This window comes from Metabacillus indicus LMG 22858, from assembly GCF_000708755.2.
Lineage (GTDB): Bacteria > Bacillota > Bacilli > Bacillales > Bacillaceae > Bacillus_P > Bacillus_P indicus.
Genome location: NZ_JGVU02000001.1, coordinates 573123 through 596322 on the forward strand (window position 1 = coordinate 573123; position 23200 = coordinate 596322).

Annotated in this window: 27 protein-coding genes; 22 read left to right on the forward strand and 5 right to left on the reverse strand. The window is 43.4% G+C overall.

All coding sequences use genetic code 11. The annotated features are described in order from the left end of the window. Window position 1: 1 nt before the first annotated feature. From AZ46_RS20920 to AZ46_RS02790, 4 genes are read left to right on the forward strand one after another with little or no spacing between them, the layout of a single operon-like run. The gene (locus tag AZ46_RS20920) at window positions 2-988 is read left to right on the forward strand and encodes an ABC transporter ATP-binding protein (RefSeq protein WP_051865132.1); all 987 of its coding nucleotides are present in this window, start codon (window positions 2-4) and stop codon (window positions 986-988) included. Next, the gene (locus tag AZ46_RS02780) at window positions 985-1638 is read left to right on the forward strand and encodes a TVP38/TMEM64 family protein (RefSeq protein WP_029281666.1); all 654 of its coding nucleotides are present in this window, start codon (window positions 985-987) and stop codon (window positions 1636-1638) included. The genes AZ46_RS20920 and AZ46_RS02780 overlap by 4 nt, the downstream gene beginning before the upstream one ends. A 9-nt stretch (window positions 1639-1647) precedes the next feature. Beyond that, window positions 1648-2229 carry a CDP-alcohol phosphatidyltransferase family protein gene (locus AZ46_RS02785; protein WP_029281664.1) on the forward strand — a complete coding sequence of 194 codons (582 nt, stop codon included), beginning with the start codon at window positions 1648-1650 and terminating at the stop codon, window positions 2227-2229. Between the two features lie 11 nt (window positions 2230-2240). Then, a complete protein-coding gene (locus AZ46_RS02790) occupies window positions 2241-3662 on the forward strand; it encodes a dihydrolipoyl dehydrogenase family protein (protein WP_029281663.1) in 1422 nt (473 codons plus the stop codon). Between the two features lie 11 nt (window positions 3663-3673). On the opposite strand, the gene AZ46_RS02795 is transcribed toward AZ46_RS02790, so the two are convergent. Beyond that, the gene (locus AZ46_RS02795; protein ID WP_029281661.1) at window positions 3674-4750 is read right to left on the reverse strand and encodes an FAD-dependent oxidoreductase; all 1077 of its coding nucleotides are present in this window, start codon (window positions 4748-4750) and stop codon (window positions 3674-3676) included. A 267-nt stretch (window positions 4751-5017) separates the two neighbouring features. Beyond that, the gene (locus tag AZ46_RS02800) at window positions 5018-5473 is read right to left on the reverse strand and encodes a membrane protein (RefSeq protein ID WP_029281659.1); all 456 of its coding nucleotides are present in this window, start codon (window positions 5471-5473) and stop codon (window positions 5018-5020) included. A 187-nt stretch (window positions 5474-5660) separates the two neighbouring features. Between AZ46_RS02800 and AZ46_RS02805 the strand changes: the two genes are divergently transcribed. From AZ46_RS02805 to AZ46_RS22550, 6 genes are all read left to right on the forward strand, one after another. Beyond that, entirely contained in the window at window positions 5661-5879 is a 219-nt protein-coding gene (locus tag AZ46_RS02805; protein ID WP_029281657.1) for a DUF1659 domain-containing protein, read from the forward strand. Between the two features lie 36 nt (window positions 5880-5915). Next, window positions 5916-6131: a DUF2922 domain-containing protein gene (locus AZ46_RS02810; RefSeq protein ID WP_029281655.1), complete on the forward strand. Its 216-nt coding sequence runs from the start codon at window positions 5916-5918 to the stop codon at window positions 6129-6131. Between the two features lie 133 nt (window positions 6132-6264). Further along, window positions 6265-6405, forward strand: a complete 141-nt coding sequence (locus AZ46_RS02815) for a YvrJ family protein (RefSeq protein WP_029281653.1) — start codon at window positions 6265-6267, stop codon at window positions 6403-6405. Between the two features lie 38 nt (window positions 6406-6443). Further along, complete coding sequence (locus tag AZ46_RS02820; RefSeq protein ID WP_029281651.1) at window positions 6444-7307, forward strand: cation diffusion facilitator family transporter; 864 nt, start codon at window positions 6444-6446, stop codon at window positions 7305-7307. A gap of 128 nt (window positions 7308-7435) precedes the next feature. After that, complete coding sequence (locus AZ46_RS02825; RefSeq protein WP_051827056.1) at window positions 7436-7687, forward strand: hypothetical protein; 252 nt, start codon at window positions 7436-7438, stop codon at window positions 7685-7687. A gap of 167 nt (window positions 7688-7854) precedes the next feature. Further along, window positions 7855-7941: a putative holin-like toxin gene (locus AZ46_RS22550; RefSeq protein WP_369733073.1), complete on the forward strand. Its 87-nt coding sequence runs from the start codon at window positions 7855-7857 to the stop codon at window positions 7939-7941. Between the two features lie 245 nt (window positions 7942-8186). Here AZ46_RS22550 and AZ46_RS22425 read toward each other — a convergent pair whose 3' ends face one another. Continuing rightward, the gene (locus AZ46_RS22425; protein WP_267881635.1) at window positions 8187-8318 is read right to left on the reverse strand and encodes a hypothetical protein; all 132 of its coding nucleotides are present in this window, start codon (window positions 8316-8318) and stop codon (window positions 8187-8189) included. 232 nt (window positions 8319-8550) lie between these two features. On the opposite strand from AZ46_RS22425, the gene AZ46_RS02830 reads away from it, so the two are divergent. Beyond that, a complete protein-coding gene (locus AZ46_RS02830) occupies window positions 8551-10947 on the forward strand; it encodes a putative bifunctional diguanylate cyclase/phosphodiesterase (protein WP_029281647.1) in 2397 nt (798 codons plus the stop codon). A gap of 30 nt (window positions 10948-10977) precedes the next feature. On the opposite strand, the gene AZ46_RS02835 is transcribed toward AZ46_RS02830, so the two are convergent. Both AZ46_RS02835 and AZ46_RS02840 read right to left on the reverse strand, forming a co-directional pair. Next, window positions 10978-11775, reverse strand: coding sequence for a Cof-type HAD-IIB family hydrolase (locus AZ46_RS02835; protein ID WP_029281645.1), 798 nt, complete (start codon window positions 11773-11775; stop codon window positions 10978-10980). Between the two features lie 111 nt (window positions 11776-11886). Beyond that, window positions 11887-12312, reverse strand: coding sequence for a hypothetical protein (locus tag AZ46_RS02840; protein ID WP_029281644.1), 426 nt, complete (start codon window positions 12310-12312; stop codon window positions 11887-11889). Between the two features lie 137 nt (window positions 12313-12449). Between AZ46_RS02840 and AZ46_RS02845 the strand changes: the two genes are divergently transcribed. The 11 genes from AZ46_RS02845 to AZ46_RS02895 all read left to right on the forward strand — a co-directional run bounded on the left by AZ46_RS02845 (window position 12450) and on the right by AZ46_RS02895 (window position 23194). Then, window positions 12450-12833, forward strand: coding sequence for a DUF6843 domain-containing protein (locus AZ46_RS02845; protein ID WP_029281642.1), 384 nt, complete (start codon window positions 12450-12452; stop codon window positions 12831-12833). Between the two features lie 83 nt (window positions 12834-12916). Next, window positions 12917-13759, forward strand: coding sequence for a glucose PTS transporter transcription antiterminator GlcT (gene glcT / locus AZ46_RS02850; protein ID WP_029281640.1), 843 nt, complete (start codon window positions 12917-12919; stop codon window positions 13757-13759). 223 nt (window positions 13760-13982) lie between these two features. Next, window positions 13983-16082 carry a glucose-specific PTS transporter subunit IIBC gene (ptsG, locus tag AZ46_RS02855; RefSeq protein WP_029281638.1) on the forward strand — a complete coding sequence of 700 codons (2100 nt, stop codon included), beginning with the start codon at window positions 13983-13985 and terminating at the stop codon, window positions 16080-16082. 99 nt (window positions 16083-16181) lie between these two features. After that, window positions 16182-16448, forward strand: a complete 267-nt coding sequence (locus AZ46_RS02860) for a phosphocarrier protein HPr (RefSeq protein ID WP_029281636.1) — start codon at window positions 16182-16184, stop codon at window positions 16446-16448. After that, the gene (ptsP, locus tag AZ46_RS02865; protein ID WP_029281634.1) at window positions 16448-18163 is read left to right on the forward strand and encodes a phosphoenolpyruvate--protein phosphotransferase; all 1716 of its coding nucleotides are present in this window, start codon (window positions 16448-16450) and stop codon (window positions 18161-18163) included. Before AZ46_RS02860 ends, ptsP begins: the two co-directional genes overlap by 1 nt. Before the next feature lie 117 nt (window positions 18164-18280). Next, window positions 18281-19819 (forward strand): ATP-binding protein, encoded by a 1539-nt coding sequence (locus tag AZ46_RS20925; protein ID WP_029281632.1) that lies wholly within the window; start codon window positions 18281-18283, stop codon window positions 19817-19819. A gap of 37 nt (window positions 19820-19856) precedes the next feature. Next, window positions 19857-20099 carry a transcriptional regulator SplA domain-containing protein gene (locus AZ46_RS02875; RefSeq protein WP_029281630.1) on the forward strand — a complete coding sequence of 81 codons (243 nt, stop codon included), beginning with the start codon at window positions 19857-19859 and terminating at the stop codon, window positions 20097-20099. A gap of 142 nt (window positions 20100-20241) precedes the next feature. Continuing rightward, window positions 20242-21270, forward strand: coding sequence for a spore photoproduct lyase (splB, locus tag AZ46_RS02880; protein ID WP_029281628.1), 1029 nt, complete (start codon window positions 20242-20244; stop codon window positions 21268-21270). A 108-nt stretch (window positions 21271-21378) separates the two neighbouring features. Then, window positions 21379-22164, forward strand: a complete 786-nt coding sequence (locus AZ46_RS02885) for an SDR family oxidoreductase (protein ID WP_029281626.1) — start codon at window positions 21379-21381, stop codon at window positions 22162-22164. 59 nt (window positions 22165-22223) lie between these two features. Further along, a complete protein-coding gene (locus tag AZ46_RS02890) occupies window positions 22224-22697 on the forward strand; it encodes a hypothetical protein (protein ID WP_029281624.1) in 474 nt (157 codons plus the stop codon). Further along, window positions 22694-23194 (forward strand): hypothetical protein, encoded by a 501-nt coding sequence (locus tag AZ46_RS02895; RefSeq protein WP_029281622.1) that lies wholly within the window; start codon window positions 22694-22696, stop codon window positions 23192-23194. Before AZ46_RS02890 ends, AZ46_RS02895 begins: the two co-directional genes overlap by 4 nt. Window positions 23195-23200: the final 6 nt, after the last annotated feature.

A 23200-nucleotide genomic window follows, 5' to 3' on the forward strand; every position in this document is an offset into this window, starting at 1 on the left:
TTTGAATCAAGGAATAGAACTATGCGCGTTAACAAAAATGTATAAGCAAAAGCCTGTTTTTGACAGGATGGACTTGACCATACACAAAGGGGAAATTGTTTCACTGGTCGGTCCTTCGGGGACGGGAAAAACGACTTTACTGCGGTGCATTGCAGGACTTGAGACGCTGGATGAGGGTGAAATTAAGATTAACGGAGAGAATGTAACCTGGAGTAAACCCCAGAAACGTCCGGTCGTCATGATGTTTCAGCAGCCGCTGCTTTTTTCGCATATGACGGTATTTGAAAATGTTGAGTACGGGTTAAAGGCAGCTAAAAAGAAAAACCGGCGGGAACAGGTCGCTGCGATGCTTGAAAAAGTGGATATGTCAGCTTATTCAGATGCTTATCCAAACGAATTATCAGGCGGCCAGCAGCAAAGGATTTCTCTAGCGAGGGCACTTATCGTGAAACCTGAGCTGATCCTTTTGGATGAGCCGTTTTCAAGTCTTGATCCAGAGCTCAGGAAAAAAATGAGGATGTGGGTCAGAAGGCTGCTTAAGGAAGAGGGCATGTCTGCATTATTTGTTACACATGATATGGAAGAAGCCATGTACATGGGGGACAGGGCAGCCGTGCTTGCTGACGGAAGGGTTCATCAGGCAGATGTCCCGGAAACCGTCTATCTGCATCCTAAAACGGTAGCTGCCGCTTCGATCTTCAGTGAAGGGATGATGACCGGCATCGGCTCCTTTGTGCACATCAGCAACCTGAGACTTGCTGTCGATAAGAAGGAGCAGTATCCATACAGCTATGCTGCTGAAATTGAAGACATTTTCATGAAGCACGGCGTCACTTTCTATACGCTTAAACTGAAAGATGCAAATGATAGAATAACCATCCATTCAGATATATTGGCAGGCATCCAGGATTCAGTCTATGTTGAAGTCGTTCATCCGGAACTCATTCAGACGTTTGATCATTCCGAAAAAGAGGAAGATGCAGGATGAAAAAGAACAGTGTATGGAAATTGCTTGTCATTGCTGCGGGAGCGGGAGTGCTGCTGTGGATTAACAGCCGTTATCTGAATCTGCAGCCTAAGACGATCAAGGACTGGATGTTATCCTTCGGGGCAGCTGCACCGCTCCTTTATATCGTTTTATATTCCGTCAGGCCGTTAATTCTTTTTCCGGCGTCTGTCATGTCCCTTGCAGGCGGCCTTGCTTTCGGCCCCTATCTGGGGACACTGTATACTCTGGCCGGCGCAACAATTGGAGCCGTTGTGGCTTATTTGGCAGCCGGCACCTTCAAGCTTGACATGTTCAGGAAATCAGATAATCAAAGAATGCAGACACTGAAAAAGCAGCTTGAGCAGAACGGATTTTTCTATGTGCTTATCCTCAGGCTGATTCCGATTGTCCATTTTGATGCCATAAGCTATGCAGCCGGCATTTCAAAAGTGAGACTTCTTCCATTCGCGGCTGCAACTTTTATAGGGGTAATCCCGGGTACATTTGCCTTCACCTTTTTAGGATCAAGCTTTGCCGAAGGGAACGTGCTGCTGCTTGCTGCTGCAGGAGCTGTATTTCTTCTTTTGATGCTCTTGCCCCTTCTTTTCAGGGAAAAAGTAAAACAGCTGCTTACCAATGAATCGAAATGAGGAAAATGTATGCTTGATACACATGCAAGAAAATATGTTCAGCCCATCATCCATCATTCTGCAAAGCGTCTCCTGCGAGCGGGACTCACGGCGAATCAGGTGACGGTTCTGGCTTTTATCATCGGTTCGTCTTCCGGCTTTTTCGTTTATATCGGACAGCCTTTCTGGGCCTTGGCCGTACTGTGGCTATCCGGATATTTGGATGCCGTTGACGGAACGATGGCGAGGCTGACGAAACCTTCAGGATTTGGAACCGTTCTTGATATTACATTTGACAGGGTGGTTGAAATAAGCGTCATCGTAGGCCTTGCGTTTGCGTTTCCTGATGCGCGTCTTGCCCTTCTGCTGTTGTCGGTTTCTATTATCCTTTCAATGACAATCTTCCTTACAGTAGGGGCCGTCAGCGAAAAACAGGGAGTGAAAACCTTTTATTATCAGGCTGGACTGGCTGAGAGGACAGAAGGATTTATTTTGTTTTCTCTTATGATTCTTTTAACTGATCACCTTATTCTAATTACCTATTTATTCTTTGCAATTGAACTGTTTACAGCCATGCAGAGGCTGAGAGAAGCGAAAACCATTTTGAAGTAGGGGGATCAGACATGGAATATGACGTAATTGTAATTGGCGGAGGATCAGGGGGGCTGACGGCTGCTGCAGGCGCTGCAAGCTTTGGGGCGAAGACGGCTTTAATAGAAAAAGAGAAAGCTTTAGGGGGAGACTGCCTTCACGCTGGCTGTGTTCCTTCTAAAGCTTTTATCGCTGCAGCAAACAAAGTGTACAGCGCTAAAAAAGCAGCAGCCGCGTTCGGACTTACCTCAGGCGGCAAAGCCGATATGAAAAAAGTGATGGAGTCCGTTCAAAGGGCGATAGCTGTTATTCAGGAGCATGATGATGATGAGCGTTTTGAGAGTCTTGGAATCGATGTGATTCACGGCGAGGCCGTTTTTGTCTCAAGTCATGAGGTCAGTGTGGGAGATAACATCCTCAAAGGGAAAAAAATCATTCTTGCAACAGGCTCAAGACCGGCGATTCCGGATATTGACGGCATCCGCGATTCCGGCTATTTGACAAACCGGAATGTATTTAATCTGGAGGTTCTGCCTGAAAGTCTTGCCGTTATAGGCGGAGGACCGATCGGAGTGGAGCTTGCACAGGCTTTCTCCAGGCTTGGGACCCAAGTAACACTTATTGAAAGGTCCTCATTGCCGCTCTCAAAAGAAGATGATGAGATCAGGGAGACCGCAGCCCGCCTGCTAAGTAAGGAATTCACCATTTTAACAGAAGCAGCCATTGAATCAGTGTCTTCTTTTGAAGACAGGAAAGAGCTTGTGATACGGCAGAATGATGTTCTTAAAACGCTTGAAGTGAGCCATATTCTCGTAGCAGCCGGAAGAAAACCGAACAGTGACGGGCTGAAGCTTGAGACTATAGGGGTCGAATGCGACGAGAAAGGAGCCGTGAAAGTCAACCGTTCCATGCAGACGAGCGTTCCGCATATTTTCGCCATCGGAGATGTTAACGGAAACCAGCTTTTTACTCATGCTGCCGGCCTGGAAGGAAAAGGCGTCGTTCAAAAAGCAGTCCTTGGATTGCCGCATACCGTCAAGTATGACAGCATGCCTTGGGTTACATATACGCACCCGGAGATCTTTCATCTTGGCATGACAGAGGATGAAGCGCGGAAAAATTACAGGGATATTGGCGTATACAAGGCTCTCCTCAATGAAGTGGACAGATTTATAGCCGAAGATGAGACAGAAGGATTTGTGAAAATCATAACGGATAAACACGGCGCTATCTTAGGTGCCCACGCAATAGGAGAGGGAGCGGGAGACTGGATGCAGCCTGTCGTATATGCCAGTCAGCTCGGGAAAAAAATCGGCGATCTTTCCCAGATGGTTTATCCTTATCCCAACAGGGCAGCAGCTGTTCAAAAAACGGCGGACCTGTACTGGAGAGAAAAACTTTTTTCAGGCATTGTGCCTAAACTGACAGAAAAATGGATCAAAGTAAAACGCTGAAGAAAAATTCTTCAGCGTTTCATCTTTTGCATATATCTTCTGTCAATCCAGTGCTTTATTTTCCAGGGGAAACTGCCGTATAAAGAGTATGTCCCGTATAGCAGAACCCCCTTTTTATTTCCTGCAGAAAGAATACTCAAATAGCGTTTTTTAGGTTTGAACGGCTTTAGCTTCTGCCCGAGCTGAAATCTCTTGATATTTTTAAACAAGACTGGAGCCTGCCGGACGGCATATACGCCGTTCTTTGCAAGACCGGGGTATTCCTCAAACGATACACAGTCTCCTGCACCAAAAATATAAGGAAACTGAACAGATTGAAGAGTCTTTGAGACAAGCATAAAACCGTTCTCATCGCATGCAATCCCGCTTTCCTTCAGCATGGGATGCGGAGCCGGTCCTGTAAGGATAAGCGCTGAGTCGAAAGGAATCCTGCTGGTTTCTGTGTGTATTGATTGTAATTTGGCGGATACAGCTGACTGATGGAGAAAGAGCGGGATGTTGTTTTCTTCAAGCAGGCGTGTCAATCCTTTAGAGATATTTTCAGCTGCAGAAGGTGCTATGCCGCTGTTTGAAAGAATCGTAACATTTGAAAGGAACCCGTTTTTCCTTCTGTATGCTGATACGGATAATGCAAGCTCCAACCCTGCGATTCCTGCTCCTATAATAACGGGTGAGTCTGCTTCTCTGAATTTTCTCATCTTTTCAGGAAAGGTATAGGCCGGCTTTATGGAACGGACTGCCGGATGACCTGGAAAAGGGGAATGACTTTCTGACCCGAGGTTCAGGCTGAGCAGGTCAAAAGCCAATTTTCCCCCTGTTTGCAGAAGAACCTCCTTTTTCAATGGATCAATTCTGACTGCTTCTGCTTTTAAAAACTCCGCACCTGCTCTTCTGCAGAGCGCCTCAATACTGAAAGTCAGATCTGCTTCCTCATAAAGCCCCTCTGAAAATCCGGAAAACATGCCGGAGTAAAACTGATATTCAGAAGGAGAAACACATGTGATGCGGCAATTCCATTTTTCTGATTTAGCTCTCTGAAGGAAGGAAGCGTGAACATGCCCTCCTCCAAGCAGCACCAAATGCTTCATTTGAACACCCCTTGACCGCAATGAAAAGCACACGCGCATACAGCGGCGTGTGCAATAAGTAGTTGTAATAGTAGACTGTACTTTTGTGAAAGTCTGATTGTTTCAGCCATGCCGGTACCACCTACACGACGTAAGCCCTGCCTCTCAAACGTCCTTGCGGTTCCAAGCCCGCGCCAGCTGGAGTAAGTGAATTCATGATTGGCTGAAATCTTGCCTCTAGCCATTATTTACCCGATATTCAGGTTGTGAAACACACCATAGAGAGTTTTATTTTATCTTGAGAAGCAGGTATCTGACGAAAAATCCAGCGGAGAGTCCGGGGATCAAAGAGAGCATAGGCAGCCATATCGGCCCTGGCAAAACTCCAAACAGCCGCACTTTGGGGGACAGCATTAACCCGACTGTTACAAAATAAGCACAGGATGCAAATGGCAGAAAGGACAGCTCAGGCTGATGTCCATCTGCATGTTTGTAAGCATCATACATAGCATACATGTAGATGCATGGATAAAACATGAGCCATCCAAAGTCCACCGTCTGAAAAGCAGTATCTATTTCCCCTAAAAAGCTCAGCATAATTCCTCTGTTAAAATGGCTGTACGTATTTATAATCACTTCCAGAGCAATAAAAAGGATCCCCTTCACAAGCTGTCTGTTCAGCAGCTGCCCAAACCCCGGAAATGCTATGCTCCATAACAAAACTTCAAGCTTAGTTGTTTTCACATTCTAACCTGCCTATCCCTGTCTGTCTTATGTATAGAAGAATATGATCTAATGTTATTTTCTGTAAAAAAACAGAGAACATACAGTAAATTTGAACATGAAAAGTAAAAGATGAAAAAAATGATGCCTGACAATGCTACTCCATTCATGATATCCATGTATAACATTCATGAAAGGAGGTGATGAAATGGCAGAAACAGTCATTCTTGATTCACAGCTCCGCCTTGTGTTTGATATGGGTCTAAATGAAAAGGGCGAGCCGGCAGTTAAGTACAAAAATTACAACAACATTAAGACAACAGCAACGCCTGAACAGCTGCTGCAGGCAGCAGCAGCCATTGCGGAACTGCAGACGGAAACGCTTTTGCATGTTGAACGCAATGATTCTCATCAAGTCATGGCGTAATGAAAAAACAGCTGGAGGGAAGGAGGTGGGAGGACTATGGCAAAAACACTTGAACTTCATTTTTTAAATGAAGAGGGAAAAATCGTGAAACTGATGATCGATTCTCCGAAAGAACCTGTTGTGCCCGGTGACGTGTCACTTGCAATGGATGAAATTCTTGCATCCAACGCATTTTTTTCAGCGGGGGGAAACTTCATCAGCAAAAAAGGAGGCCGCATCGTTGAGCGCAATGTAGCAGACCTGACGATATAAAGATAGAGGGCCGGATCCCATGCACGGAGGATCCGGCCCTTTCCTGTATTCAAATCATGCCGGCTGTTAACAGTTGAAAAAACGTGTTTTCAGTCTTTGTGCAATAAATGATGGAAAAGGAGGAAAACCTAATATGGAAGAATGGATTCAAGTAGTGAGTGAAGTCGGATTTCCAATCGTGGTGACGCTCTATTTGCTGCATAGAATTGAAAGTAAACTGGACACTCTGAACAGTACAATCCAGATGCTTCCAAATCAGCTGAACAGCAAGTAAGACTGTGCCGGCCCTCACCGGCGTTAGGAAGTGAACAAGTGGATGTTTATGATGACCTGAAAAAGGGGGAGCGCGGAGCTTGGCTGAGCATCGCATCCTATTTAATTCTGGCAGCGGCAAAACTCTCGATCGGCTATCTTTATTCCTCTCAGGCTCTGCTTGCAGACGGCCTGAACAACGGCACGGACGTTATTGCCTCCGCTGCCGTTCTGGTCGGGCTGAAAATCTCCCAGAAGCCGCCGGATAAGGACCACCCGTATGGACATTTCAAAGCAGAGGCCATAGCTGCGCTTGTCGCATCTTTTATTATCATGTCAGTGGGGCTTCAAGTATTGTTTGAAGGCTTTAAATCTATTATTGAGCCGAAAACAGAATCCCCAAGCCTAATTACCGCATGGGCGGCCATTATCAGTGCGGCCATCATGTACGGTGTTTACAGATATAACCGGGCTCTGACTGCAAAAATCAACTCCAAAGCTCTCGTTGCCGCCGCCCATGACAACAGATCGGATGCGCTTGTAAGTCTGGGGGCGTTTGCCGGCATTGCAGCCTCTCAGTTTGGGATTGCGTGGTTTGATACTCTTACAGCCATTACCATTGGGTTTATCATCTGTAAAACAGCATGGGATATCTTTAAAGATACGGCCCATTCTCTGACAGACGGTTTTGATGACCAGAAGCTTCTCAGCTTTAAATCCACCGTTGAATCAACACCGGGAGTCGACCGAATAAAGGATATTAAAGCAAGGTACCTCGGAAGCAGTGTTCTTGTTGATGTCGTAATTGAGGTCCATGCCGGATTGAATGTGACTGAAAGCCATGAAATTACAGATCTCGTTGAAAGAAGGATGGAAATGGAACACAAGATTTCTCATGTCCATGTTCATATTGAACCATCCTGAAGAAGCGGCCGGATTCGGCCGCTTTTTTTTGGCATCTGCCGCAGATTTATTTCTCGACACAATCATACAAAGGGAATTCTGCTCGTGAAGCGAATGTAATATAGTATGAAACGTAAGGAGGATGAATCATGAGGGAGAAAGAGAAAGCAGCCAAAATCAAAGAACTGAGTGATGAGATTCTGCGAAAAGTGCTACATGATGGATACGCACCTGATGCTTATTCACTTAAGAACGTGGCCGAACTGCTGTCAAGATCCATTTATGATCTGTCGGAAATGTACGTGAATGATCAGTGCAACCATGAAGAAACACTTAAAGGAACACTTGCTAAGATGCAAATCGCCTTAAACACAATGGACCGCACCAAAGTTAAGACTTAACCGGGGGCACATATGCGCTCTCTTTTTTTTGGCTCTTTTGGAAACTTATTAGTACAATAGCATCAAAATGCAAACGTATGTTCCTGTTTTGTTCGAAAAATGTTATAATGGACTTGCAGGTCAATCTTTTATGGATCAGTTTCAACCCCTGGGGAAAGGGGGGATGAATGGTGACAATATTTGAGAGCTTAGTTGTGATGGTTTCATTTGCTACGCTGATTGTAGCCGTGCTTGGCTTCGGACAAAAAAAATAGACCTCGGTATGTTCCTTTGAGGCCCGTGCAAGTGCAATCTAAAAGATGCTGCTGATCCGTATAAGTGCAGTTTGACTGCTTTGGCTGTAGATGTGGCACCATCTGCAGCTTCACGTAAACATTATATCATAAAAAAAGTGAAAATCCCTGCCCGCATGCTGATTTTTAAAAAATTCAGCGCTTGCCGGAACAATGGAAAAAGGACGGTTAAATTAACCGTCCTTATCAGCTTACACTATGTAAACTTATTTTTGTTTTTTGTTAGCTTTTTGCTGATTCATTTCTTGTGCAAATTCTGTATCAGCTTGCTGATTTTGCTGGTTTTGCTGCTGTTGCTGCATATTTTGCTGCTGCTTGTTGTTTTGCTCTTGCTTCATTTTTTTCCCCTCCTTTCAAGTAGTGAAATTCACTTTCGTTCGATAGTTTGCATCAATTTGCAGTATTTTAAACCTCTTTTTATCATTTTTTTGGAAACGATCCCGGATTCAATTCTTTTAACTTGAGAAATAGTGTGGGATACAGAGGGCAAAATTTATAAAAAAACGAACAGAACCTCTTAACTATCTCTCCTTTCGTTCGATATAAGGGATGAGGGGGGAGTTCAGATCGATGTTTGTGAATGCAGATTTGCTGCTGGTTTTACTTGTCATGCTCTTATCCATAGTAAGTTATCATCTTGCTCCTATATTTGCCGCCATCCGCAAATACAATACGAAACCTTCCTTTAGAACGAATCATTGGGTGATGAGCCTGCTGCTGGGGTTCATGTTCTGGATGACGCACGTAACGGCTGTTTTCTCTGCCGGTCTTCCTGTTTCAGAAAAATGGTTCTCTTTATATTTGGTGCTCAGCTTTTGTTTATGCAGCATGATTGCCATCTTTTCAATCAGATCGGGAGACACAGAAAATCTCAACACCTCAGCGTATTTTAAAACGGGATTTGGTATGTCTGCCGGCATTGTTATGGTTGATTTTATCGGCTACATGGTCATATTCAGCGATCATTTGGAAATTAAGCCGCTGCTGATTCTTTTTGCTTTGCTCCTGTCAGTTGCCTTCAGTTTTTCGGGTGTAAGACTTTTGCTGATCGCTCTTCAAGACAGGGAAATGAATCGGAGCAGGTCCATCAGGTATCGTACAGCAGGCAGCATCATCGGAGGAATTGCACTTTCGGGAATTCCATATGTCATCATGACATCTGTCCTGGATTTTGAATTTGCAGAAGGCGGAAAATACGTGTATCTGCTTCCGTTCCTATTCGTTTTCTTTTTAAATTTTATCCTCACTTTGATTCCGGATTTATACAGCCAAACAATGATGTATGAACAGACTGAGAGAATTCATGAAAAAGAAGAGAGATTCAGGTCCCTGTTTCACCAAAGCCCTGATGCTGTTATTTCGACAGATTTAGAGGGAACCATTACATCTGTCAACAAAATAGCGGGTGTGATGACCCAGCTGAATGAATCAGAGCTGATTGGCCTGCGTTTTTTAAAGCTGATTCACAAAGAGGATCATCAAAAAGTGCTGCATTATTTTTCAGAGATCGTAAAGGGCACTCTCATCGATAATGATCTCTCTTTAAAGTTGAAGCAAAAGAACGGTGATAACCTCGATATTCTCATCACAGCCGTAAGGCAGGTAGTAAACAATGAAGTTGTAGGTGTATACGGAGTCATAAAGGATATTACGGAAAGCAAAAAAGCTCAAACCCGGATTAACTATCTCGCATATCACGATGAGCTGACCGGTTTGCCCAACAGAAGATTTTTTGTGCAAAAATTGTCTGAAGTCATCGCAAAAGAAAAGACATTTGCTGTATTAAGTCTTGATTTTGACAGGTTTAAAAGGCTCAATGATCTTTATGGCTATGCTTTTGGCGATCAGGTTTTCATTAAAATCGCGGAGCGTCTGTCTGCGGTGCTTCCCGAAAGGTCGTTTGCAGCAAGGCTTGGGGGAGATGAGTTCAGTGTCATTCTGCTGGATGTCTCACTTGAGGAAGCGAATGAACATGCACATGACATGGTTCATCACTTCAGGCTGCCGATGAAGGTCAGAGGAAATGACTGTCTTGTAACAGCGAGCATCGGGGCTTCCCACTATCCGACTCACAGCACGGATGAGGAATTGCTGCTGAAGTATGCGGACATTGCCATGTATGATGTAAAGGTAAACGGCTCTAACAGCTGGAGCATCTATACACCGGAAATGAACGATAAGATGATCGAAAAAATCAAAATTGAAAATGAACTGAGAAAGGCTATTCAATACAAGGAGCTTACAGTTTACTTCCAGCCGAAATTTAAAGAGAATCTGTCTACAATCATCGGGGCTGAAGCGCTGGTCAGGTGGAATCATAAGGAACTTGGATTTATTCCTCCTTCAACGTTTATTCCGATTGCTGAAGAAACAGGCCTGATCTTTGACCTTGAGAGATTTGTCATTGGAGAAGTTGGAAAACACGTACAGCAGTGGGAAAGAAAAAAACTATCCTTTGGAAGAATTTCAATTAATATTTCACACCTGCATCTTTATCAGGATGATTTAGTGCAGACAATCGACGATGTTCTCTCTATTTACAATATAAGGGCTTCAAGTCTTGAGCTTGAGATAACTGAAACAGCCATGATGGACAATGAGCTCGAGGCAAACATGAAACTTTCCCTGCTTAGAGACAGAGGAATTGAAATCAGCATGGATGACTTTGGAACAGGCTACAGCTCCTTAAGCTATCTTCAAAAACTGAATATCGACAGGCTGAAAATCGATCAGTCTTTTATTAAGGAAATGGAGCACCAAAATGGAAACGAAGCTATTGTCTCGATGATCATCTCTATGGCACGCCATCTTAACTTGAAGGTTATTGCTGAAGGTGTGGAGACTTTGACGCAGAAAGAACTGCTCTCAAACCTCGGCTGTCTTGAATTTCAGGGATACCTTGGCGGCAGGCCTATCCCGGCTGATGAATTTTTTGCTGAGTACCTTGCCAGCGGAAAAGCAAGCTAAAAAAAGGCGAGCATCTCGCCTTTTTTGCAGTTATCCATTATTGTCATTGATCTCCATCACTTTTAAAATTGCATCCCCGACAGAAGCTGCAGTATAGGCGGCTTCTTTCTTTACCTCCGGCAGCGCATTTTCCATAGCGAAGCTGAATGGTGTTAAGCGGAACATCGGTATATCGTTAAAAGAATCGCCGATGCAGGCAATTTCAGAAGGCGCAATATCAAGGTGCTGAATCAGCATCTGAAGCGCATTTCCTTTGCTGATATGTTTGGGCATGATGTCCAGGCACTGACTGTCGGATATGTACGTTTCGATTGTATCAGGATACCTTTCGCGGAGTTTTTTCTGAAGGGGCAGCAAGGACTCATACTCACCAAGTATGGAAATCTTTGAAGCTTTAATATCCCTGCCTATCCCTTCAGCCAATTGTTCATTTTCTGTTATAGGAGCAAACATACGGGATTCGATGCTTGTCACGGCTTCATTCCGCCGTTCTGTATAATTTGTGCTGTAATCTGCGACAATTGTAAGAAAATCTTCTGCGCGAACAACGTCAAAAACTTCCTGTGCAATCACACTCTCAAAAGTAAGAGCATGCAGCGATTCATCGCTGTCAGTGTTGATAAAGGCTCCGTTCTGACTGATCCGGTGGTATTTTTCACCGATTTTCGTTAAGATCTCCCCAATCTCCACATCCATTCTTCCAGAAGCAAGGCATATGTCTACACCTGATTTTTTCAGATGCTTTAAGGCTTCGATGTCTTTATCCGATACTTCTTTCTGATGATCCAGCAGTGTCCCGTCGAGGTCACTTACAAATAATTTAATCATGCCGGAGTTCCTCCCTTTCGGTATGTTGCTTAAAAACATAACACTTGGTTTATTTTAAAGAGACATTGCTGCGGCTGCAATTAAATGGTCTTTTGTAAGCTGTCTTCTCTTTCAGGGCTGCTCTACTCCAAGGGTTTTGATCAGGTTCTCAGGGCTGTAGTTTATTTCAAAGAACAGCGGCTTATTTTCATCTGTAAACAAGATCAGGCGGGGATCATCTTCTTTGCTGTATACGATCATTCCTTCTGATACAATGCCATTGAACCACTTATTTTCCACTTTAAAAGGCATAACAGGCTGAATGAGAACCAAGTATCCTTTTTTGGGAAGCGGGTTTATTTTGACAGTAATGCCTTTCATTGATTGAATAGCCTTCTTTAACTCATTTGAATAGTAGTCAGTAGAAGGAGCGGTCTTTACAACATCGCCAGTCTCTACATCAATTACTTTCACTTCCTTTTCTTCTGCATGTCCTTTGACTGCAGGCAGGGCTATAAGGAAGAAAATAGATAAAAAGCATATGATTTGTTTTTTCATGATGAACACCTCCTTTGTACTTTCCCCAATATCGCAGATTATTTTCTGGCAGTAATTTCATGAAGGCGGACATGAGGATAGTTTTACATGAATGGCCAATCCTAACGAATAGTCATGATATTTAAGGAGTGATGAGAATGAAAAACATACTTATCTTCGTTTTGGCTTTATCCCTTTTAGCAGGATGTAAACAGGCAGATCAGGGCCAGCGTACATTTTTGATTCCTGAAGGTTTTACTGGCTGGGTGACCGTTCACAATGAGCCTGCAGAAGGTGAAGGCAAGAGAGAATATAATGTGACCGAAGAGGGGCATGCAGAAGTGAAGGAAAAAGATATTCATGATGGATGGGCCTCAAATAAGTATTATTACGTGGATAAAGAGGGAAAACGCAAAGAGCTTTCAGAAGGAAAGATGATCCACGGCGCATCAGGCGGAGATGAGAATAAAGGAGAAGCCTTTTTTTTCGTTGGAAACAAAGAGGATTTTGAAAAAACAGAGTATACGCCGGAAGATAAATAACGGCAAGGCTCTTCGCAGTTGACTGCATATGACATTATTAGTACGATATGAAGCATTGAGAGATAAAAGGAGCTGAGGATTTCGTGGAGGAGTCCTTTACAATAAAAAAGGTACTGAATAATAATGTGCTGATTGCCGAGCACGATTCGTTTGAGGAAGTCGTGCTGATCGGCAAAGGGATTGGATTTGGCCGTAAACGCGGGGACAGGCTTGAAGAAACATCCTATGAAAAAATGTTTGTTCTTAAAAATCAGAAGGAACAAGAGCAGTTTAAAATGCTTCTGCCTTTTGTAGATGAAGATATGATTGAGGTTGTGAGCGATGTGATTCATTATATTGCAGAACAGGTAAAGCTCCCCCTTAATGAACATATTCATATCGCGCTTATTGACCATATAACCTTTGCCATTAAGCGTCTGCAAAAAGGGATGGATATTAAAAATCCGTTTTTGACCGAAACCAAAACCCTTTATCCAAATGAGTACATGATAGCAGAGGAAGTTGTTCATATGATCAATGACCGGCTTAAAGTGGACTTGCCGGTCGGGGAAATCGGGTTTATTGCTCTGCACATTCATAGTGCCATTACGAACAAACCAATCTCGGATGTGAATCAATTTTCACAGCTGATCGGACAGCTGATCGGCGTCATTGAGGATTCCATGAAGCTGAAAGTCAATCAGGACAGCGTGAATTACATGAGGCTTGTCAGGCATTTGCGGTATACGATTGAAAGAGTTTTATCCGGTGAAAGTGTTGAGGAGCCAGAAAAATTTGCTTTACTGTTGAAAAAAGAATATCCGCTGTGCTACAATACATCTTGGAAAATGATCAAAGTAATGCAGCAATTCCTGAAAAAACCGGTATATGAAGCTGAGGCTGTGTATCTTACCCTCCATTTATACCGTTTAACAAACAAAACTTAATCTGAAAAAGTACCTTACGTGTTACTGATACGATCAGGCATGAGTGAACAAGTACGTGTTGAAACCGCCAATCAGGGGAAGTATACCCTTTGAGTGCGGATGTCCTTGTTGCACCATGCCTTTTTTGCGTTCTTTTTGGGATTGAAATGTAAACGCTTGTAATTTGCTTTCATGTTTTTTTTGGTTGCTGCTTACACAAACTATTCCTCAAGGAGGTTAAAACATGTTTAAAAATTTATTTGGAGTTCTCCAAAAAATTGGTAAAGCACTTATGCTGCCGGTTGCCATCCTTCCTGCTGCAGGGATCCTGCTGGCATTTGGAAATGCGATGCAAAATCCGGAATTAACATCAAAAGTGCCATTTTTGACAAATGACATCATCCAGCTGATTGCTAAAGTAATGGAGTCTTCAGGGGACATTGTCTTTGCAAACCTTCCGCTGCTTTTTGCAGTAGGTGTTGCTATCGGACTTGCCAATGGTGATGGTGTTGCTGGTCTTGCAGCCATTATCGGATACTTAATCATGAACGCTACAATGAGTGCAGTACTTATTCAGACAGGGAAAATTCCGAGCGACGCTGTAGAGCTTGCGCAATTCTTCCAGCAGCTGCATCCTGAATATGCAAGGGTGCTTGGAATGCCTACCCTTCAGACCGGGGTCTTCGGCGGTATTATCGTTGGTGTCCTTGGTGCATACATGTACAACAAATTCTTTAACATTGAACTGCCTCAATACTTAGGTTTCTTTGCAGGTAAACGTTTTGTTCCGATTATGACCGCTGTATCAGCAGTTGTTCTTGGATTGGTTATGCTGTTTGTGTGGCCGCCGGTACAAGGAGGACTTAATGCCTTTTCAACTGGACTTCTTGAGTCGAACAAAACATTGGCAGCATTCGTATTCGGTTTAATCGAACGTTCTCTTATTCCTTTTGGTCTTCATCATATTTTCTATTCTCCGTTCTGGTATGAGTTTGGAAATTATACAACTCAGGCCGGAGAAATCGTGCGCGGAGATCAGCGTATCTTCATGGCACAGATCAAAGATGGCGCTGAACTGACAGCAGGTACATTTATGACAGGTAAATTCCCGTTCATGATGTTTGGTCTTCCTGCTGCGGCACTTGCGATCTATCATGAAGCAAAAGCTGAAAACAAAAAATTTGTTGCAGGCATCATGGGTTCAGCCGCATTAACGTCATTCCTGACGGGTATCACTGAACCGCTTGAATTTTCATTCTTATTCGTTGCACCTATCTTGTTTGCCATTCACGCAGTCTTTGCAGGTCTGTCCTTTATGACAATGCATATTCTGAACGTGAAAATCGGAATGACATTCTCGGGCGGGGTTATTGACTACTTCCTGTTCGGAATTCTTCCAAACCGTACTGACTGGTGGCTTGTAATTCCAGTGGGTCTTGTATTCTCGCTGATCTATTACTTCGGATTCCGTTTTGCTATCCGCAAATTCAATCTGAAAACACCTGGCCGCGAGGACAAACAGGAAGATGAAGATGCAAGCACAACAACGGAAGTTGCAGGCGATCTTCCATACAACATTCTTGAATCACTTGGCGGAAGCTCAAACATCAAGCATCTTGATGCGTGCATTACACGCCTACGCGTGACAGTAAATGACGTGAAAGCAGTAGACAAAAACCGTCTGAAACGTCTTGGCGCTGCAGGAGTCCTAGAAGTTGGAAACAACATCCAGGCAATCTACGGTCCTAAATCAGACAGCCTGAAATCACAGATTCAGGATGTAATGGCAGGCAAAACGCCTAGACCGGCAAAACCTGTTTCAGCAGAAAAAGAAGTAGAAGAACAGGTAGAGGACATCGTACCTGGCCCGCTTAAAAATGATGTAGATCAGTTCTCATTTGTTTCACCGATGACAGGTGAGATTCACCCGATCACAGAAGTTCCTGATCAAGTATTCTCAGGCAAAATGATGGGTGACGGAATTGCGATTACTCCTTCAAACGGAACAATTGTTTCTCCTGTTGACGGAAAAATCCTGAATGTTTTCCCTACAAAACATGCAATCGGCCTTGAATCTGAAAGCGGGAATGAAATTCTGATCCATGTCGGCATTGACACTGTAAACCTGAAAGGTGAAGGCTTTGAAGCTTTCGTAAAAGAAGGGGATACAGTTAAAAAAGGCCAGAAACTTCTTGAAGTGAACCTTGATTTCGTGAAACAAAACGCACCGTCCATCATGACGCCGATCGTCTTCACGAACTTAAACGAAGGCGAATCGATTGTGATTAAATCATCCGGCAGCGTTGAAGCTGGTCAGGAGCACATCATTTCGATTGAAAAATAAATGAACTTAAGCCGCATCACTTGTCAATCATGTGATGCGGCTGTTATGATAAGGTATTGTGTACTAGCTTTATTTAACTATAAAGGAGATTGATTAATTATGGCAGAAAAAACATTCAAAGTAACAGCAGAATCAGGTATCCACGCACGTCCGGCAACTGTGCTTGTTCAAACAGCAAGCAAGTTTGATGCTGATGTGAACTTAGCATATAACGGAAAAACAGTTAACCTAAAATCAATCATGGGCGTTATGTCTCTTGGCATCGCTAAAGATTCAGAAATCACAATTTCTGCAGCTGGTTCAGATGAAAACGATGCAATCGCAGCTCTTGAAGAAACAATGAAAAAAGAAGGTTTAGGCGAATAATGACTGAACTTAAAGGGATTGGAGCTTCAGCTGGGATCGCGATTGCAAAAGCTTACCGACTAGAAGAACCAGATCTTACAGTAACAAAGCGCGAGGTTGCAGATAAAGCTTCTGAAACCGCACGCTTTGAAGAAGCTATCCAACAATCCAAATCAGAGCTTGAACAGATCAAAGAGCATGCATTCAGAGAACTTGGTGCAGATAAAGCTGAAATTTTTGAAGCGCATATCCTGGTGCTCAGCGATCCTGAACTGCTTAATCCTGTAAAAGACAAAATCAGCAGCGAATCAGTCAACGCTGAATTTGCAATGAAAGAAACAGCAGACATGTTTGTCAGCATGTTTGAATCGATGGACAATGAATACATGAAAGAGCGTGCAGCGGATATCCGCGACGTGACAAAACGTGTAATTGGCCATCTTCTTGGAGTTGAAATTCCAAACCCAAGCATGATTTCTGAAGAAGTGATTATCATTGCCGAAGATCTGACACCATCAGATACTGCACAGCTTAACCGTCAGTATGTTCTTGGCTTTACGACAGATATCGGCGGCAGAACATCACACTCGGCGATCATGGCACGTTCCATGGAAATTCCGGCAGTAGTCGGTACAAAAAAAGCCACTTCTGACATTAAAAACGGCGACATTGTCATCGTGGATGGTATTGACGGGGATGTCGTCATCAATCCTTCTGAAGAAGTGATTGCAGGCTTTGAAAAGAAAAAAGCTCAATACGAAGTGCAAAAAGCTGAGTGGGCGAAGCTTGTTAATGAAGAAACTATTACAAAAGACGGACAGCATGTTGAGCTTGCAGCCAACATCGGAACTCCTGACGATGTTCGCGGAGTTCTTGAAAACGGCGGAGAAGCTGTCGGCCTTTACCGTACGGAATTCCTTTACATGGGCCGCGACCAGCTTCCGACAGAGGATGAGCAGTTTGAAGCATACAAAGCTGTGCTCCAGCGCATGGAAGGCAAGCCTGTTGTTGTCCGCACTCTGGACATTGGCGGAGATAAAGAGCTTCCATACTTAAATCTTCCTAAAGAAATGAATCCTTTCCTTGGTTTCCGGGCAATTCGTCTTTGTCTTGAGGAACAGGAAATCTTCCGCACTCAATTGCGTGCATTGCTTCGTGCGAGCACATTCGGAAACTTGAAAATCATGTTCCCGATGATTGCGGTTGTGGACGAGTTCAGAGAAGCTAAAGCTATTCTTCTTGAAGAAAAAGCGAAGCTTGTAAGCGAAGGCGTTCAGGTGTCAGACACAATCGAAATTGGCATGATGGTTGAAATTCCTTCAACTGCCGTGCTTGCAGATCAGTTTGCGAAAGATGTTGATTTCTTCAGCATCGGGACAAACGACCTGATCCAATACACAATGGCTGCCGACCGTATGAACGAGCGCGTTTCATACTTGTACCAGCCTTATAACCCTGCTATTCTTCGTCTTGTGACGCTTGTTATTGAAGCTGCTCACAAAGAAGGCAAATGGGTTGGCATGTGCGGAGAAATGGCAGGAGATCCTTTAGCGATTCCAGTTCTTCTTGGTCTTGGACTTGATGAGTTCTCAATGAGTGCTACTTCAATCCTTCCGGCACGTTCTTTGATTAAGAACCTTTCAAAAGAAGAAGCTGCAAGCTTTAAAGAAGAAATCCTTTCCATGAGCACAACAGAAGAAGTAGTTGAATTTGTTAAAGCGAAATTCAACGTGTGAGTTTAAAAGACCTGCTGCGGCAGGTCTTTTTTATTTGTCTTTTTCCTTCAGCTTTCCCACTAAATGAGCAAGTTGTGGTAAAATAGTCACGAATGCAGAAGAAATGGGGAAGCTTTCGTGAACCGGATAGAAAATCAAAATTTGAGAAAAAAACTCCTGCTGCAGTCCATGTGGGTCATCTTTATTTTGGACGCGCTTTTTATTTTAGTCATTGAAAGAAGCTATAAATATTTTCCGATTGTTTTGATCTTTGCCGGCATCCTCCTGTGCTACACCTTCCTTCTCAGGACTATAAAGAAGGACTCTTTTTTTGTCTGGAGTTCGCTTGGGCTTATCTATTGCTATTTATTTGCCTTAAACTACACAGATCCATATATAGTGAATTTTATTTTCTTGCTTTTTCCAGTCATTTTCAGCGCGGTGTTTCAAAATCTGAAGGTTGTCTTTATAACAGGTGCAGTCACCATCTGCAGCCAGTTTTATTTTTTTCTGAACAGTTTTGAAATCATCTCGGCTTCGTTTGAAAAAATAGATGTCATGTATTATGTGTTTTTTGCCATCATCATTGTTGTTATTCTGTCGTACTACATCAAATACATAAATTACCTCTGGGAAAAAGTGCAGCGGCAAAATGACAAGGTCTCAAGAAACCTGAAAACGACAGAGGCGAAATTCGACCTTATTTTTTCACAGAGTCATGACGCCATAGCCATTATTGATCCAGAGCGGACGGTAAAAGATATAAATCCTGCGTTTACAGCCCTTTACGGCTGGAGCAATCAGGAAATTGCGGGCTGTCTTTATCCATTTCGTTCAGCAGAAAAGTCAGGCGTCAGCTCCAGGAAAGACAGAACGAAATCCGGTAAAAGTATAGAAGTTGAAGTGACGACAACACCTCTTTATAATCCCTACGGGGAATTGATTGCCTATTGCGAAATGATACGCGATGTGACAGAAAGAAGAGAAGAAGAGCTTGCCCTTTTTCAGCATGAAAAACTGAAGGTAGCGGGTCAAATGGCTGCGGGCGTTGCTCATGAGATCCGGAATCCGCTGACGGTGATCCAGGGTTTTCTGCAAATGATGGATGAAAAGAAAGACATTATCGACCCGCACTATACGAAGATTATGCTTCAGGAACTAAAAAGGATGAACAGCATCGTAAGTGAATTTCTAATCCTTTCGAAACCTCAGGCTGTCTACAAGAAAGAAATGAATTTGAAAGAACTCATCCAGTCCATCATCCGGTTTTTTGAAACGGAGAGTGCCCTTAAAAACATCGGCATTCAGTTCAAGTGCGGGGCTGATCAGCTCCCGGTAATGGGGGATGAAAACCAGGTGAAACAGGTTCTGATCAACCTCTTGAAAAATGCGTTTGATGCAATGTCAGGCGGCGGAAATATACAGGTTGAAGCACGTGCTGAAAAGGACTGTATCCTGGTCATAATCACCGATGAGGGAGAAGGAATACCCCAGCATCTGCTCACTCAGATCCGAAAGCCTTTCTTTACAACAAAGGAAAAAGGGACCGGGCTTGGTCTTGTCATTACTGAAAAGATTATTCGCCAGCATGGCGGAACCCTTTCCATATCGAGCCAAAAAGGCACAGGTACGACGGTTACGGCCACTTTCCCTGCATCAGTTTCTGAAAATGGGTAAAAACTAACTGCATCAACCGATTGAAAGGTGATGTAAAATGGAGAAAAATGATGTCAGAGCAGGCGATAAGGTGTATGTGATCTACCGAAACCCACATGCAGCCAACGTAGCAAATATTCAGCAGGCCGAAGTTGTGGATCATCCGACAGAGCCCGGACAAAAAGCTTTGTTTATCCACGATTCATACCACTTATTAGACGAAGAAGACGCGATTTTCCCATCATATTCAGATGCGGAAGAGATGTATAATAAGCTCTTTGATTACGAGCAATATGAGTAAAACTCCGTTTATGCGGAGTTTTTTTTGTGTCTGAGAAGCCCCGGAAGCCCTTTGCAGTTTAAGGAAATATTTAAAAAGGATATGAACACCCTGAAAGACAAACCTTAGTAACATACCGTTTTAATCAGAAGGAAGTGACAGCATAGTGAAACCATTCGTGCCGCAGCTCGTCTATATCGAACCAAGGGCGCTTGAATACCCTCTTGGTGTGGAGCTGAAAGAAAAATTCGAAAAGATGGGTCTTGAAATAAGGGAAACAACTTCACATAATCAGGTGCGCAATATTCCCGGCAAGAACGATCTTCAGAAATACCGGAATGCGAAATCAACATTAGTCGTCGGAGTCCGAAAAACATTGGACTTTGATTCATCAAAGCCATCTGCCGAGTATGCTATACCTCTTGCTACAGGATGCATGGGTCATTGTCATTATTGTTACTTGCAGACGACGATGGGATCTAAGCCTTATATCAGAACGTACGTGAATACAGATGAAATCTTTCAGCGTGCTCAGGAATACATGGAAGAGCGGGCCCCGCAAATGACCCGTTTTGAAGCCTCCTGTACATCTGATATCGTCGGCATTGATCATTTGACACATTCGTTAAAAAGGGCGATTGAGTTTTTTGGAAAGACAGACATGGGCCGCCTGCGTTTTGTGACAAAATTTCACCATGTCGATCACTTACTGGATGCCGATCACAAAGGGAAGACAAGATTTCGCTTCAGTATTAATGCAGATTATGTCATCCGGAATTTTGAACCTGGAACATCGCCGCTTGATAAACGCATTGAAGCTGCGGTTAAAGTTGCAAAGGCAGGATATCCGCTCGGATTTATAGTTGCGCCAATCTATATACATGAAGGATGGCAGGAAGGCTATAAAGAGCTCTTTACAAAACTTGATGAACTGCTGCCGCCGGAAGCAAGAGACGATATTACCTTTGAGATGATTCAGCACAGGTTCACAAAGCCTGCCAAGCGTGTCATTCAGAAGAACTATCCGAAGTCGAAGCTGGAAATGAATGAAGATGACCGCCGCTATAAGTGGGGAAGATATGGAATCGGAAAGTATATTTATCAGAAAGATGAAGAAGCCGATTTAAGAGATACGCTTGAGAGCTATATCGATGACTTTTTCCCGAATGCAAAAATTGAATATTTCACTTGAAAAAACAGGGGCTTTCTCTGTTTTTTCTGGTTTTAAATCTCAAATAAGACATTCCTGTCCATATCCTGATACTATAAAAGAGAAGATAATCAGGAAGAGGTGCTGAAGATGGATTTAGGTTTTAAGGGGAAAACTGCACTTGTTGCAGCATCCAGCCAGGGACTCGGAAGAGCTGTTGCCGAGGCGCTTGCAATAGAGGGCGCTAACGTCATGATTACCAGCAGAGACCCTGAAAAATTGCACAGGGTCAAAGAAGAGATTTCCAAAAAAGCTTCCGGCAGAATTGAATACAAAGCCTGCGATCTTTCAAATGGAGAGGAAATTGTGCAGCTTGTCGAGGAGACTGCAAAACGCTTCGGAACAATAGATCTTCTTGTTAACAATGCAGGAGGCCCTCCTACAGGCACATTTGAAATGATGACAGATGAAGACTGGCAAAAGTCTTTCGATTTGAACGTCATGAGCCACGTCAGACTGATCAGAGCTGTTCTCCCCTATATGAGAGGAAAAGGCGGTAAGATTGTTAATATCGCTTCGTCTTCTGTTAAAGAACCAATCCCCGGCCTTGTGCTGTCCAATACGTTCCGCTTAGGGATTGTCGGACTGACAAAGACGCTCGCAGCCGAGCTTGCACCATATCAGATTCTGATCAATACTGCAGCACCAGGCCGGATTGCGACTGACCGTACAGCCTCCCTCGATCAGGCTGCAGCAGAAAGACTTGGAATAAGTGCTGAAGAAGCAGAAGAGCTAAACAATAAGAAAATTCCTGCAGGCAGGTACGGTACGCCAGGTGAATTTGCAGCCTATGTTCTCTTTTTGCTGTCAGAAGCCAATACGTATATGACCGGACAGACCCAGCTTATTGACGGCGGTCTGGTTAAGTCCGTATAGAACGGCCGTTTGTGAAGTAAACTAAGGCTTAGATAAACTAGGTAAGGTGGCTTCCATGAATGGCGATCGTTCTCGCTGCAATAATCATCTGGCTTATGATTCACATTTATGTGTATTTGCCTAAAAAATGCAACCCGATTGAGTCTGCTTTTATTTTTATGGCGACTTCAATTATGAATAATATGTTCTGCTCAATAATTACTGAAAACTTGAGATGGGCGGTACCGTATGAAACGCCCGAAGGATTTACCGTCTTAATTTTACAAAGAGTCTTAATTATACCTCTGCTGTTTTTGCTTATTCTTCACCTGTTTTTAACCGTCAGGAGCATTCTTGGCAAGCTGCTTCTATTAATTGCATCATTTGGCATCGTAGTCGGCATGGAGGAGCTCTGCATGTACTTCCATGTGATGAAGTATGTGGATAACAGATGGGCGGTGCCGCTTATCCATACTCCGCTGCTGTTTTTGACGGGACTGATTGCCTTAACGTTATTCAGGCCAGTTTTGAAAAGGGGAGTGACGTTGAGATGAACGGGATGCAAAATGAGCTTTATATTCTTGCTACCATTGCTGTTGCTCTCCTGATCATGGCAAAGCTGCCTAAGAAATTTCCGGCAGGCGTGACAGTCCTGATTTTTACGTTCAGTGCACTTATCGGCCTGACTGCAGATCACATTTTAGCCATTCCGCCATATGACGTTTATGATGTCAATGATTCCGCAAACTTCGAAGTGTGGGATTTTATTTATTACAGCATGTATGGATTTTTCGGATATTTTTTTCTTTTTATTTATCAGCACTTCCGTATAAGAGGAATTCTGACAATCCCATACATCATTCTTTGGTCGATGTTTTCGGTGTTTTATGAATGGGTGGCCGTTCAAGTCGGAATCTTTGATTTTGGCAAGGGGTACAAAATGCAATATTCTTTTCCGATTTACCTGTACATCCAGACGTTCTTTATCATCTTTTTTCATTTTGTCATGAAAGAATATGATAAGCTGAAAGAAAAGTCTTCCATTATATAAAAAGAG